General features: G+C 57.7%; 11 protein-coding genes and 1 tRNA gene. 5 read left to right on the top strand and 7 right to left on the bottom strand.

All coding sequences use genetic code 11. The features are described from left to right. Positions 1–305: 305 nt before the first annotated feature. Complete coding sequence (locus tag GKG34_RS08650; RefSeq protein ID WP_044953371.1) at positions 306–1,082, top strand: type III pantothenate kinase; 777 nt, start codon at positions 306–308, stop codon at positions 1,080–1,082. Between the two features lie 674 nt (positions 1,083–1,756). Here the strand turns inward: GKG34_RS08650 and GKG34_RS08645 are convergent. Further along, positions 1,757–1,833 (bottom strand) — tRNA-Arg (locus tag GKG34_RS08645). 160 nt (positions 1,834–1,993) lie between these two features. Here GKG34_RS08645 and GKG34_RS08640 point away from each other — a divergent pair. Continuing rightward, on the top strand, positions 1,994–3,358 hold the full coding sequence (locus GKG34_RS08640) for an MATE family efflux transporter (protein WP_005936940.1): 1,365 nt from the start codon (positions 1,994–1,996) through the stop codon (positions 3,356–3,358). Positions 3,359–3,398: 40 nt separating this feature from the next. Here the strand turns inward: GKG34_RS08640 and GKG34_RS08635 are convergent, their stop codons facing one another. From GKG34_RS08635 to GKG34_RS08615, 5 genes are all read right to left on the bottom strand, one after another. Then, positions 3,399–4,427: an aldo/keto reductase gene (locus GKG34_RS08635; protein WP_005936938.1), complete on the bottom strand. Its 1,029-nt coding sequence runs from the start codon at positions 4,425–4,427 to the stop codon at positions 3,399–3,401. Positions 4,428–4,555: 128 nt separating this feature from the next. Then, the gene (locus GKG34_RS08630; RefSeq protein ID WP_005936936.1) at positions 4,556–5,578 is read right to left on the bottom strand and encodes a hypothetical protein; all 1,023 of its coding nucleotides are present in this window, start codon (positions 5,576–5,578) and stop codon (positions 4,556–4,558) included. A 227-nt stretch (positions 5,579–5,805) separates the two neighbouring features. Further along, entirely contained in the window at positions 5,806–7,311 is a 1,506-nt protein-coding gene (locus GKG34_RS08625; RefSeq protein ID WP_097774059.1) for a carbon starvation CstA family protein, read from the bottom strand. A gap of 429 nt (positions 7,312–7,740) precedes the next feature. Beyond that, complete coding sequence (locus GKG34_RS08620) at positions 7,741–9,240, bottom strand: carbon starvation CstA family protein (protein ID WP_097781033.1); 1,500 nt, start codon at positions 9,238–9,240, stop codon at positions 7,741–7,743. Positions 9,241–9,552: 312 nt separating this feature from the next. After that, positions 9,553–10,470, bottom strand: coding sequence for a LysR family transcriptional regulator (locus GKG34_RS08615; RefSeq protein ID WP_044953327.1), 918 nt, complete (start codon positions 10,468–10,470; stop codon positions 9,553–9,555). Positions 10,471–10,607: 137 nt separating this feature from the next. On the opposite strand from GKG34_RS08615, the gene GKG34_RS08610 reads away from it, so the two are divergent. The 3 genes from GKG34_RS08610 to GKG34_RS08600 are packed head-to-tail and all read left to right on the top strand — an operon-like array spanning position 10,608 to position 12,292. Further along, positions 10,608–10,823, top strand: coding sequence for a hypothetical protein (locus GKG34_RS08610; protein ID WP_097776747.1), 216 nt, complete (start codon positions 10,608–10,610; stop codon positions 10,821–10,823). 16 nt (positions 10,824–10,839) lie between these two features. Next, positions 10,840–11,742, top strand: coding sequence for a 2-dehydropantoate 2-reductase (locus GKG34_RS08605; protein WP_154256000.1), 903 nt, complete (start codon positions 10,840–10,842; stop codon positions 11,740–11,742). A 10-nt stretch (positions 11,743–11,752) separates the two neighbouring features. Continuing rightward, positions 11,753–12,292, top strand: coding sequence for a histidine phosphatase family protein (locus tag GKG34_RS08600; protein ID WP_154255999.1), 540 nt, complete (start codon positions 11,753–11,755; stop codon positions 12,290–12,292). Between the two features lie 318 nt (positions 12,293–12,610). Here the strand turns inward: GKG34_RS08600 and GKG34_RS08595 are convergent, their stop codons facing one another. Next, complete coding sequence (locus GKG34_RS08595) at positions 12,611–14,317, bottom strand: hypothetical protein (RefSeq protein WP_154255998.1); 1,707 nt, start codon at positions 14,315–14,317, stop codon at positions 12,611–12,613. Positions 14,318–14,320 lie beyond the last annotated feature (3 nt).

Genomic DNA, 14,320 nt, shown 5'->3' with positions numbered 1-14,320 from the left:
TTGCCTCAGCGCTTGGCGCTCAAGTATAATACCACACCCCCGCCTCCTTGTCAACACTTTTTGACAGATTTTTTCCAATTTCTTTGCAGAATAAAGAATCTCCCTGTTTTTCACCCGTTACAGGACGTGCCTTTTTCTTGACAAGGCGGCGGGTAGAACGTATTATGGAGTCATCCCCCAGCATCCTGTGTAAGGTAGCTATACTTATTCTATAAGGGAGAAGCGCCATGTCCTGTGCCAGTATCCGCGGCGGGCGCGCTATTATATATATACATTATATTGCGCTGCAGAGGAGGGCTTTGTTTATGATACTCACCGTCAACATTGGCAACACCCACATCACCGTGGGCGGCTACGAGCAGGATACTCTGCGTTTTTGTGGACGGCTGCACTCTGATACCGCCGCAACGGTGGACGAATACGCCATCCGTCTGGTGAATCTGCTCTCTCTGCACGGTGCATCGCCGGCACAAATTGAAGGCGGTATTCTGGGCAGTGTAGTGCCCGTGCTGAGCGGCCGGGTTCTTTCCGCTTTGCGTATCCTCTGCAATGCACGCATCCTGACGGTCGGCCCCGGCCTGAAAAGCGGCATCAAGCTTCGGCTGGACAACCCCGCCCAGCTGGGTGCCGAGCTTTTATGCGGTGCTGTTGCTGCACTGGCAGAGTGTTCCGGGCCGCTGGTGGTGATCTCAGCCGATACCGCTATCTCCATGATGGCAGTCAATGCCAAGCAGGAGCTTGTGGGCGGGGTGATCCTACCCGGGCCGCAGCTCTCGCTGAGCGCACTGGTAAAGAACACCGCTCAGCTGCCGCAGATCGACCTTGCCGCAAAGGCTCCTGCATCCATTCTGGGCAAGAGCACCTCTTCCTGCCTGCAGAACGGCTTTGTGCTGGGCACCGCCAGCCTGCTGGACGGTCTGGCGGAACGTTTCTGCGCAGAGCTTGGCCCGCAGACAGCATTCTACGCCACCGGCAATCTGCCCATTCCCATCCGGGAAGCATGCTGCACCCCCATTCTATACCGGGAGACCCTCATCACAGACGGGCTGTACCGCATCTGGATGAAAAACAAAAAAGGATAGCTCGAATCCTCCCGGCGCACCGAAAAAAGAAAAACCAGAACACGAATGTGTTTTACGGGTTTCAGGACAGTTCGATTTTTCCCCGGATGAACAGTATTCCTCTTGTTAGACATTCCTACAGGTTGGCAACCGCAGGCTAAGCAAAGCCGCGCTGTGGCTTTGCTTGCGGCGCTGTGCGCCGCTGCCTTGTTCGAATCCTCCCGGCGCGCTGAAAATCGCAGCCTGTTGTTAGACATTCCTACACGCTGGGAACCGCGCACTAAGCAACAGCCCGCTGGGCTGATTGCTTGCCCTGCTGTGCAGGGCCTGACGGGTTGCGTTTGCTGATTTTTCTGCAGCCCCTTGGCAGGGCTTTGAAAAATCAGAACGCGGCCCCAACAACTCCTCCCTGTTTCAGCCGCTGGCTGCGGTCGTCGTCGTTGCTGTTCGAATCCTCCCGATCGCACAAAAAGAATCCCCGGCACACGAAAGTGTGTCGGGGATTCTTGGCTAGCTCCATTTCGCCCGGATGAACAGTAGTCCTCTTGTTAGACATTCCTACAGGTTGGCAACCGCAGGCTAAGCAAAGCCGCGCTGTGGCTTTGCTTGCGGCGCTGCGCGCCGCCGCCTTGTTCGAATCCTCCCGGCGCACTGAAAAAAGAAAAACCAGAACACGAATGTGTTCTGGTTTTTCTTGGTGCGACCGGGAGGATTCGAACCTCTGGCCTTCCGGGTCGGAGCCGAACGCTCTATCCAGCTGAGCTACGATCGCACATATTTATTTCATCGGTGTAAAGTAGTATAGCACAGCCACACAAAAAAATCAAATATGAAATGTCGATGCTATCTTGCAAAAGCCGCAGCGGCCCATATAATAGAGGTGTGCCCCGGTGTGCGCGGGCACGGTTTAGGTTAAAGGATAAAAAGAGAACATGAAATCAAATACCAAAACACTGACCGAAGGCCCTCTGGCCAAACAGATCTTTCTGGTCAGTCTGCCGCTGGCGCTTTCCAACCTGCTGCAGGTGCTGTTCAACATGTCGGACGTGGCCGTGGTAGGCCGGTTTGCAGGCTCTACAGCGCTGGGCGCGGTGGGTTCCACCAGCATCCTCGTCAGCCTGTTCACCGGCTTCCTGATCGGCCTGAGCGGCGGCATCAACGTGCTGGTGGCCCGCTTCTACGGTGCACGGCACGAGCACGATGTGGAAAAGACTGTCCACTCCGCCGCCATCGTCAGCCTGATCGCGGGTGTGGTGTTGCTGTTCGTCGGCCTGCTGGGTTCCCCCTTCATGCTGCGGCTGCTGAACACCAAGGACGACCTGCTGCCCGGTGCCATCCTGTACCTGCGGGTGTACTTCCTTGGTATGCCCGCTCTGGCCTTGTACAACTTCGGCAACGCTGTGTTCAGCGCCATCGGCGACACCAAAAAGCCGCTGATGTACCTGTCCATTGCGGGCGCACTGAACATTGCACTGAACCTGTTCTTTGTCATCGTGTGCCAGTTAAGCGTCATGGGCGTGGCGCTGGCCAGTGCCATTTCGCAGTGCGCCTCTGCCGGGCTGATCCTGCACGCTTTGACCAAAGTGCAGGACTGTTACGTGCTGGACACCAAAAAGCTGCATCTGGACCCCGCCACAACAAAGAGCATTCTGGGCCTTGGTCTTCCGTCCGGTTTCCAGAATGCCATTTTCGCCATTGCAAACCTGTTCATTCAGGCAGGGGTCAACTCCTTCGACTCTCTCATGGTCAAGGGCAACAGCGCCGCCGCCAATGCCGATGCCATGATCTACGACTGCATGGCCGCATTCTATATGGCCTGTGCAAGCTTTATGAGCCAGAACTACGGCGCTGGCAAGCCAGACCGCGTAAAGAAGAGTTATTTCATCAGTCTGGCCTACTCCTTTGGTGTGGGCCTGATCCTGGGCGGAAGCCTGTTCCTCTTTGGCCGCACCTTCCTTGCCCTGTTCACCACCGAGAGCGCCGTCATTGATGCCGGCATGAAGCGCGTGGGCGTGATGGGCTTTGCCTACTGCATCTCCGCCTTTATGGATTGCACCATCGCCGCTTCCCGCGGACTTGGCAAGACGGTGGTGCCCACCATTATTGTGGTAATGGGTTCCTGCGTATTCCGGGTGATCTGGGTATACACCATCTTCGCGCACTTTCACACCATTCCCTCGCTGTACGCACTGTACCCCTGCAGCTGGGCGCTGACCGCCCTTGCCGAGATCGTGTACTTCGCACACTGCTATAAGGAATCGATGAGGATTTTTGAGCAGCCAAAAGCTGCCGCATAAAGCACAAAAGCTCCTGTCTGAATGGGCAGGAGCTTTTGTGTTACTGAACTTTTACTTCACCGGCCAGAACGCGCTTGTAATCCTCATAGTTGCGGGCCAGCAGGGCGGGGGTATCCAGACCATATGGGCACTTGGCCTTGCACCGGTTGCAGTGCAGGCAGCCCTCGATCTTTTTCATCTTGGCCTGACCTGCGGGGCTGAGATGCTCTGCCGAGGGCGAACGCCGCAGCAGCAGGCTCATGCGGGCGCAGTTGTTGATCTCGATGCCTGCCGGGCAGGGCATACAATAGCCGCAGCCGCGGCAGAACTCGCCGCACAGCTCGGCACGATCCCCCTCAATGACGGCACGGATGTCGTCGGTCATGCGCGGCGGGTTGTCGATATAGGAGAGGAACTCGTCCAGTTCCCTTTCACGCTGCACGCCCCAGATGGGCAGAACTCCATCGAACTGCGCCTCAAAGGCATAGGCTGCGGCGCTGTTGGTGATCAGTCCACCGGACAGGCCCTTCATGGCGATAAAGCCCATATTTGCCGCCTTGCACTTGTTCACCAATTCCAGCTCCTGCTCACCGGAGATATAGCTGAACGGGAACTGCAGCGTCTCGTACAAACCGCTGTCAATGGCCTCGTGGGCCACCTTCAGGCGGTGGTTGGTGATGCCGATATGCCGGATCATGCCCTTGGCTTTGGCCTCCTGCATAGCCTCGTAGAGGCCGGAGCCGTCGCCTGGCTTCGGGCAGAATGCGGGATTGTGGAACTGGTACAGGTCAATGTAATCGGTGCGCAGGTTGGTGAGTGAGGTGTGCAGGTCCTTCCAAAAGTCCTCTGCGTTCTGCGCTGCCGTTTTGGTGGCGATATACACTTCCGTGCGGATGCCGTCAAAGGCTTCGCCCAGCTTCACCTCGCTGTCGGTGTAGGCGCGGGCGGTATCAAAAAAGTGGATGCCTGCCTTGTAAGCCTTGCGGGCCAGATAGACGGCATCTTCCTGCGAGATGCGCTGGATGGGCAGTGCGCCGAAGCCATTTTTGTTCACCGTGATGCCGGTGCTGCCAAGGGTGACCATATCCATAGCTGTTTCCTCCACTCGTGGGTGTAAAGACTCTCCTTTTTCATTATAAAACGAACGATTCTGCTGTGCAAGAAGTTAGGCAAAGCAAAAGGGCCTTCCCCGAAGGAAAAGCCCTCTTTGCTTACTTTTTACTGATAATCGTGGTTCAGGAACATCGCTTTGATGACCACCACCTCGTCGTATTCCTCCTGTTCCACCTGCACGTCTGCATTCAGGGACTTCAGGCGGTTTTCCACGGCAGTCAAAGCCTCCGGCACGGTGACGGCGCGGCCCTCTTCAATGGCATCGGCCATCTGCTTGAGCACGATGGGATGTGCGTAATGGCTGGGCACCGGGAAGGCACCGTTCGGGTAGTGCTTCACGTATTCTGCCATAGCAGCTTCGGCCTTCTCGGCCCGCTTCATGATGGCGCTGTGGTTGTTGTGGGCAGTGGGCAGCATGTTGTAGCTGGAGAACAGGAAGATGGCTGCAAAGCCAAACAGTGCAAAGTAGATGCCATAGCCGCCGGTGTGGGTGGTAACGGCATACAGGCCGTAGGCCGCGGAGACGATGCCCATAACAAAGATGGCAAGTGCCACATAGCGGTACACCGGCTTGCTTTGCAGCTGGGCGCGCTTGCGGCGCTCGGCTGCACTCAGCTCATCGGCGATTTCCGGCTTTGCTTCCAGATATTCCTTTGCCCTGCGCAGCACGGTGATGCTGTGACGGGCATCGTCGGTCAGCTCGCTTTCCGGCAGCTTGCGGGAGGCCTTTTCGGCTTCCTTCTTCTGCAGCATCTGTTCACCGGCTGCGCTGAGCAGATGGATCTGCGGCTGCTCTTTGGCCAGCACCTCCAGCAGCTTGTCCACATCCCGCTCGTCCTTGAAGTTGCACTGCTTCTGCTTGCCGCCATCGTACTCCACCACAAGGTAGGCCATGGAGGCAAACATGCCCTTGCCGGTAAAGCCGCCGGAGCTCATAGCCACCCGCTTGAACACGCGGCTGATGCTGCCATAGGGCAGATAATAGCGGCGATCGATGTAAAAGCTGTTGAGGTACAGCGCCTTTTTGCCAACGCCGCAGGGGCCGATCTTTTTGCAGGACTTTCTGTCCTCCACCAGCTCCTGATTATCAAGCTTTGCCATACCCAGCTGTGCAGGTTTGAAGATCATGGAAGTTCCCTTCTTTACTGTTAGTTTCCGGTCCAGCCGCAGATGCTGCAGCCATTCCAAATAAAATCACCGGTTCTATTTTCGCACTGCAGCCCTCAAAATGCAACCCCTTCTGCTGCTAAGATTTGCACAAAAGGTTTGTCTGTTATGTCAAAACACCCCCGTCACTGCGGGGTGCAGCGGCGGGGGTGTCAGAGTTTAAGGCTTATGCGGTGCGGCAGACATCCTTATGCCTTCTGAGAAGCGGTGTGCTTCTTGGTGGCATGGATGAAGAGTGCCAGCATTGCGATTGCAAAGATGATGCCGATGGGGTATGCAACGGCAGTGTTGTAAGCGACCAGCTTGCCGTCTGCGTAAGTATTGATCATCTTGCCCAGGCACTCAGGTGCCAGCACGAAGTAGGTGCAGGACACAGCGCTCATGAAGGTAGCGGGCACAGCGGTGATCCAGTAGTTCTTCTTCTCCTTGAACAGGTACATGGATGCAGCCCACAGAACGATCATGGCCAGCGTCTGGTTGGTCCAGCTGAAGTAGCGCCAGATCACGGTGTAGTTGATGAAGCCCAGTGCGTTGCCGATGCCAAGGAAAGCGCCAACGCCCAGAACCGGAATGCAGAGCTTCAGGCGGTTTGCGTAGCTGTCCTGATCGATCTTGAGCCAGTCGGCCAGGGTCAGACGAGCGGAACGGAACGCGGTATCGCCGGAGGTGACGGGGCAGATGACAACGCCGATCATTGCCAGAGCAATGCCAACGCCGCCCATGGTCTTTGCACACACGTCGTAGATGGCAGCAGACTGACCAGCAGCCAGAGCCTCGGCCAGACCAGCCATCTTGCCGTCGGTGATGGTGTACAGTGCGCAGCCGGCAGCGGCCCAGATCAGAGCGATGACGCCCTCGCAGACCATTGCGCCGTAGAACACGAAGTGGCCCTGCTTCTCACTCTTCATGCAGCGAGCCATCAGAGGCGACTGGGTGGAGTGGAAGCCGGAGATAGCGCCGCAGGCAACGGTGATGAACATGAAGCTCCAAATGGGAGTGCCCGACGGATGCATGTTGCCGAAGTTTGCCCAGATCTCGGGGATGGTGTAGGCGGGGTTGGTAAAGATGCCGAAGATAACGCCCACAGCCATGATGATCAGGCAGATGCCGAACACGGGGTAGATCTTACCGATGATGGCATCAATGGAAATAAAGGTTGCGATGAAGTAGTACACCAGAATGATGATCAGCCAGAACAGGGTGGTGGTCAGCAGACCGGACATGCCGCTGTTCTTGCACAGGGTAACGATCAGGCCTGCGGGGCCCACTGCGAACACGGTACCAACCATGATCAGCAGCACAACAGAGAACACACGCATGATGTTCTGCATGACAGGTCCGAGGTATCTGCCGGTGACCTCAGCGATGGATGCGCCATCGTTGCGCTCGCTCATCATACCGGAGAAGTAGTCATGCACACCACCTGCAAAGATGGTGCCGAAGGTGATCCACAGGAACACCACGGGACCCCACAGAGCACCCTGCAGTGCACCAAAGATGGGGCCCAGACCTGCAATGTTCAGCAGCTGGACGAGGAACAGCTTCCACTGGGGCATCACAACGTAGTCAACGCCGTCGTTGATGCGCACAGCAGGAGTTTCGCGGTCGTCCGGGCCGAACGTGTTGTCAACGATCTTGCCATAGACAAAGTAGCCGATGATCAAGAGCGCCAGACAGAGTAAGAAACTAATCATACCAGAAACCTCCTTTTTGATTCAAACCACAGCCAGCATTTTGCGTGCCCAGCTGCGGCTCTGACCAATCTCTGGCTTCATGTTAACACTTTTTTCATAAAGCAGTTAATATTTTTCTGGTATGGTTCCCATATCAAAAAGTATATGGCAAGATGCTTCCGCGGAATACCCGCAAAGAATTTTTATCGCGTTCACGACAAATTTTCTTAATTCCCCGGCAAAGACCTTTCCCGGAACCGGTCAAAGCCGCTGCTGCCAAACTTTCTGGCCTGCTTTTGTGCAAGTTGCTCAATCGTTTTCAATTTTCTCCGCAAATCGTGATTTCTTTGCCTGAAACGCCGCAAAATACAAGGCACCCTCCGCCGAGCCATTTCAGCGGAGGGTGCCTTATTCAGCAGATCATTTGTATATATCTTTGTATATATCGTGTCATGCCTTCTGGGCTGCCTTCTTCGTTGCGTGGAGGAAGACTGCCAGCATTGCAATGGCAAAGATGATGCCGATGGGGTATGCAACGGCGGTGTTGTAGATGGTTGCGCCTTCTGCGGTCTTGGCGTTCAGCAGGCCGCCCAGGCATTCGGGAGCCAGAATGAAGTAGGTGGAAGAGACCGCGCTCATGAAGGTAGCGGGCACAGCGGTGATCCAGTAGTTCTTCTTCTCCTTGAACAGGTACATGGATGCAGCCCACAGAACGATCATGGCCAGCGTCTGGTTGGTCCAGCTGAAGTAGCGCCAGATCACGGTGTAGTTGATGAAGCCCAGTGCGTTGCCGATGCCCAGGAAAGCACCAACGCCCAGCACAGGAACACAGAGCTTCAGGCGGTTTGCGTAGCTGTCCTGATCGATCTTGAACCAGTCGGCCAGAGTCAGACGAGCGGAACGGAACGCGGTATCGCCGGAGGTGATGGGGCAGATGACAACGCCGATCATTGCCAGAGCAATGCCAACGCCGCCCATGGTCTTGGAGCAGACATCATAAATAGCCTTGGACTGGCCCATGGCCAGTGCTTCGGCCAGACCGGTGTTCAGGCCGCCGGTCACCTCGTACAGGCTGCAGCCAGCAGCGGCCCAGATCAGAGCGATGACGCCCTCGCAGACCATTGCGCCGTAGAACACGAAGTGGCCCTGCTTTTCACTCTTCATGCAGCGAGCCATCAGGGGCGACTGGGTGGAGTGGAAGCCGGAGATTGCACCGCAGGCCACCGTGATGAACATGAAGCTCCAGATGGGAGTGCCCGACGGATGCATGCTGCCAAAGTGATCCCAGATCTCCGGGATGGTGTAGGCGGGATTGGTGAAGATGCCGAAGATGACACCGATGGCCATGATGATCAGGCAGATGCCAAAGATGGGGTAGATCTTGCCAATGACGGCATCAATGGAGATAAAGGTTGCAATAAAGTAGTACACCAGAATGATGATGAGCCAGAACAGCAGCGAGGTGAGCACGCCGGAAGCGCCGCTCTGACTGCACAGCTCCACGATCAGGCCTGCGGGACCCACCGCGAACACAGTACCCACCATGATGAGCAGCACCACCGAGAACACGCGCATGACGTTCTGCATCACAGGGCCTAAGTACTTGCCGGTGATCTCGGCGATGGAAGCGCCGTCGTTGCGCTCGCTCATCATACCGGAGAAGTAGTCGTGCACGCCGCCTGCAAAGATGGTGCCGAAGGTGATCCACAGGAACACCACAGGCCCCCACAATGCGCCCTGCATGGCACCAAAGATGGGGCCAAGGCCGGCGATGTTCAGCAGCTGAACGAGGAACAGCTTCCACTGGGGCATCACAACGTAGTCCACACCGTCATTGATGCGCACAGCAGGCGTTTCACGGTCGTCCGGGCCGAAGGTGTTGTCCACGATCTTACCATAGACAAAGTAGCCCACGATCAGGATCGCCAGACAGAGTAAGAAACTGATCATACCAGAAACCTCCTTTTTCTTTGTGCCGGAATTATGGAAGCATTTTCCATATTTTCCATTCATCCCGGCCAGCTTTCTGGGTCTATGTTAACATATTTTTCATAAAAATGATAATATGCTTCTGGTATGGGGGCATATCAAAGGCCATATAGCCGCAAAGTTTTTTAGCCGATGTTTCGTCTCTTTTTCGCTCGATTTATCAACAAAAAGACAGCCGCAGCGCATAAAGCACTGCGGCTGTCGGCCAAATTCCTTTGCTTTCCGGTTTTTCTGCATTCCGATGTTTTGCCAGTTCTTAACCGGTTTCGGCGGTCATTTCACGGTCAGCGCCGCCTGCTTGTGCAGCAGCTGCACAAAGGTCTGCTCTTCCGGGCGCAGGGTCCCCCTGTCCGGATAGACCAGAACATCCTTCATGCGCTGGCGCTGGGCCGGGCACTTCCTGAGCACCAGATGGTATTGTTCCAGCGCCCGCTTTGGCATGGGCGAAGCCCACATATAGGCATTGGGCAGGTTCTGCAGGATGGAAAACTGGCTGCACCGCTCATACACATGGATGCGGCGGTTCGGGTTCGTATGCCAGCGCAGGCCGCTGTCCTCACCGCCGGGCAGCTGGAAATCACCGTGCAGGACTTCCATATAGCTGTTCAGCTGGGTGATGTCGGTCACCTCGCACTTTGCCAGCGGGCCTTCGCGGTTGGTCAGCAGCCGGTATTCAAACTCCATCACCGGCTCCCGGTGCAGGCCGTGACGGTCGCAGTAGCGGCGGTAATAATCCTCATCCTCCTCCGCGTAGCGCAGCAGGGCCAGATGATAGCCCCGCCGCAGTACATGGTCCAGCGCTTCCATGGAGCCGGATTCCCGGATATGCACCCGCAGCTGCTGGCTGTCTGCCATCTGCTGCAAAAAATCCACCGTCGCGTAGGAAGCGTAGGTGGCGTGGGGCAGCACCACCCGCAGTTCCGCACAGCTGCTCTGCCGGCTGCGGGCATCCAGATCCAGCCGGTCTACCTCGTCCAGCACCCGCTCTGCCTGCCGGATAAAATGCCGTCCCTGTTCGGTGGGGATCATGCCGGTGGACGAGCGCTCAAAGATGCGGATGCCATATTCCTCTTCCAGGTTCTTGAGCGCCTTGCTCACATTGGGCTGGGCCGCATACAGCTGCTTTGCCGCCGCGCTCACGGAGCCCCACTTGCGGATGGCCACCAGATAACGCAGTTCCGTAATATTCATGTGACTGCCCCCTGTTCCAAAAATCATTCCTATTTTATCAAGCCGGGCGGCCGGCTGTCAAGCCAAATGCGGTTGACGCGCCCCGCGCAGAGCTTTATAATAAAAATGCTGTATTTACAAAAAGGAGTTTAGCTGCTATGGAGACTACTTACCGTGTTCTGCGCATTGAAGAGCAGATGTATGGCTGCGAGGAGCTGCCCGCCGGTCAGCCGGTGCTGTGCGATGTCACGCTGGCTGATCCCGCCGGAGAGCGACGCACCCTGCCCTACCCGGACAAAGAGCTCACCCGCCTAGGCATCGACGAGGGCAGCACGGTCGTCCTGACCGCAGACGGAACGCTGAAAAAGGCATAAAACACAGGAGGAATACATGAAAAAGATCAAAACCTCTGCCCTGATCGGTCTGGGCGCACTGGGCATCCTGTTCGGGCGCAAAATGCCCGGCGTGCAGGTCATCGCCGATGAGGACCGCATCGCCCGCTACTCTGCCGAACCGGTCGTCTGCAACGGCGAAGCGTGCAGCTTCCGTTACGTCACCCCTGCCGAGGGCAAACCGGTAGACCTGCTTCTGGTGGCCGTCAAGGCTACGGTGCTGGAACAGGCCATTCAGGACATTTCAAAGTTCGTAGGGCCGGACACCGTCATCCTCAGCGTGCTGAACGGCATCACCAGCGAGGAGCACATTGACGCAGCCTATCCCGGCCACACCCTGTGGAGCGTTGCCATCGGCATGGATGCCACCCGCACCGGGCGCACGCTGGTGTTCAATCAGGCGGGCAAGATCCAGTTCGGTGAGCGCAGCGGTGAGATGACCGACCGTGTGCAGGCCGTGGCCGACTATCTGGACGAGTGCGGCATTGCCAACGAGCCCTGTGGGGATATCCTTTACAAGCAGTGGAACAAGCTGATGGTGAATGACGGCCTGAATCAGGCCGCAGCCGCCTTTGACCAGCCCTACGGCGGCCTGCGCCAGCCCGGCGAAGCACAGGACATGATGCGCGCGGCCATGCAGGAGGTCATCCGGCTGGCGAACCTTGAGGGCGTGTCCCTGCCGCCGGACAATGATGTGAGGTTCATCGATGCCATGATGCCCACCTTCAACCCCGATGGCATGCCCAGCATGCGGCAGGATGTGCTGGCAAAGCGCCCCACCGAGGTGGAGGAGTTTGCCGGTGTGGTGCGCCAGCGGGCCAAGAAGTACGGGATGCCCACTCCTGCCAACGACTTTTTCTACACCCGCATCCGCGAGATCGAGGCGGGATACGACCAGTAAGGAGCCACCCATGCATACGCTTTATTTCACCCGCCACGGAGAGACCGTCTGGAATGTTGAAAACAAGATCTGCGGCATGACCGACAGCCCCCTCACCGAGCGGGGCCGCCAGCAGGCCCGGAAGCTGGGCGAAGCCGTCAAAGCCAGCGGGGTGCACATCGATGAGATCCTGTACTCTCCCCTGTCCCGCGCCGCCGACACCGCCATGGCCATTGCCGAGGCCACCGGCCTGCCCGCCCGGTGTGAGCCGCGCCTGCGGGAGCAGTGCTTTGGCAAATACGAGGGCACGCCCCGCAACGGCGGCGAGTTCCGCGTTTCCAAGACCCACTTCGCCGACCGCTACGACGGCGGCGAGAGCATGATGCAGCTGGCCCAGCGCATCTACAACCTGCTGGACGAGCTGAAGGCCGACACCGGCAAGACCTATCTACTGGTAGCCCATAACGGCATCGCCCGGGTGGTGCAGTCCTATTTCTACGACATGACCAACGAGGAATACGCAGCTGCGGGCATCAGAAACTGCGAACTAGTGGAATATCATTTTGAATGATGTTCGCAAAACGATTTAAAATGCCCTCCGCTTCGCTCTGGGCATCTTTAGCGGAACGATTATTTTTATAGAAAGAAAGCCGGAAAATCTGCGGATTTTCCGGCTTTCGCTTTTCACGGGGAAGGTCGTGGAGATAAACGGCATCTTGCCGCTGTCGGCCTGCGGCCGTCGCGCAGCGGAAAAGATGCATTTGACCGATACGGCCCAATCGGTGAAAAAGCAGTTCCGAAACGACCGCAGTCGTTTCGGAACTGCAAATTATAAAAATAATATTTCCGCTGTTTATGGCGCAGCGCACGCGGAGCCATTTTAAATCTGTCAGCCTTTATACAGCCCAAACAGCTTGAGCAGCTTCTGCCAGAAGGTCAGGGTCACAGCTGCCGGTTCCGGCTGGGCAGCCGGGGCCGGGGCCGTGATGGCAGTGGTCTGCAGCGCAAACTGCACCGCGCCCACCTCGGTGTTCTCTGCCGAGGTGAAGCTCTGCACCTCCCCGCCGCCGGAAAGACTGTTCAGCAGGCCGTCCAGCTGGGCACCCATGTCGATGCCGGAAACGCTGCTGCGCAGCTCGCCGGTGCCGCCGGTCAGCTGCGATGCACCCTCCGCCAGCTGCGCAACGCCCGCCTTCAGCTGGGCTACACCGTCGGTGTAGGCGTTCAGGCCGTCGTCCAGCTGGACGTACTGGGCGGCAAGCTGGTTCACGCCGTCGGTGAGCACCGAGAGATTGCCCAGCATCCCAGTAAGCACACCGGCCAGCTGACGCACCCCGGCATCAAACTCGCCGTAGCTGCCGTTCAGGGTGCTGCTGCCCTCGTGCAGCTGGGCAATTCCGCCGTTCACGGTGTCGAGATAGGTCTGCATGGCATCGATGTTGGCCGTAGACCCCTGCAAAAGCAGGATCACATCCTTGAGCTGCGGCATCATCCATACCATGCCCTGCAGCTGCTGGATGGCCTTGGCATTGCCATCCTTTACCACGTCAAGGTCAAGGCCGTTCTCTTTCAGGATGGCCTTGTAGGCTTCAAAGCTCACCTGCTGCTCCAGCTGTGCCGCGCCCTCATCCAGCCGGGCAATGCCGTCCCGGATCTGGGTGGAGGCATCCAGCAGGGTGTTCAGCTCGTCGGTGGAGGCAGAGATGCCGTTCAGCGCGGTCTGCATCTGGGTGAGGGCGGCACGCACCCGGGCTGAGCCGCCGGTCAAGGCACCGGAATTGCCGTTCAGGGTGTCGATGCCCGCCTGCACCTGCGCAATGCCGTCTGCCAGCGCGTTGGCACCATCGTCCAACTGCACGGAACCGCTCTGCAGCTGTTCCAGCATCCCGGTCAGGTCCATATCCCCGAGGTCGAGGTTCAGGTTCAGCCGCACGCCGTTCAGGGAAACAGCGTCCATGGCAAAGTCCGTCACATCGGCGGTGACGGTCACGTCGCTGTCCGCGCCCGGCAGCAGGATGTAGGAAAGCTGCTTTTTGCTGCCCACATTCGCCACCGTAGCGCCCGGCGCGCTGATGTTCCGGGCAAGGCCGGTGTCCAGACTCATGGTCACCTGCAGCGCGTAGTCGTCAAAAAAGCTGCCGGTGCAGTCCGGGTTGCGGCTCACCTGCAGCCGGATGGAAAGGGCACCGCTTTTGCCGCCCAGCTCGTCGGGGCTGATTTCTGCCCCATCCAGCGTATAGGTCAGCTTTACCACCCACGGCAGGGCCGTGGCGGCGTCCATGGTGCCCTCATAATAGAGCTTGCCGTCCTCGGTCACATGCACCGTGACCGTATCGCCGCTCTGCTCCACGGCATCGCTCGTGGTCATGTTGCGCACGGCAGTGTAGCTGCCGTGGTCCGCAACGGTGCCCCCCGCCTGCACGGAAAAGCTGTTCACGGCGTACACGCCGGTCACCGCACCGGAGGCCGTAAGATTTGCATAAATGACCTCTTCCTTGGCAGCGGAGGCTGCTGCAAAAGCCGGCAGACTGCTGCCCGCCAGCAGGCAGCCTGCCAGCGCCAGCGCCGACACCCGGCGCACAAATCGATGTTTCATCTC

Source organism: Faecalibacterium sp. BIOML-A4, from assembly GCF_009679665.1.
GTDB lineage: Bacteria > Bacillota > Clostridia > Oscillospirales > Ruminococcaceae > Faecalibacterium > Faecalibacterium taiwanense.
The sequence above is the reverse complement of the archived record's forward strand: the minus strand, read 5'-3'. Positions and strand labels throughout refer to the sequence as shown.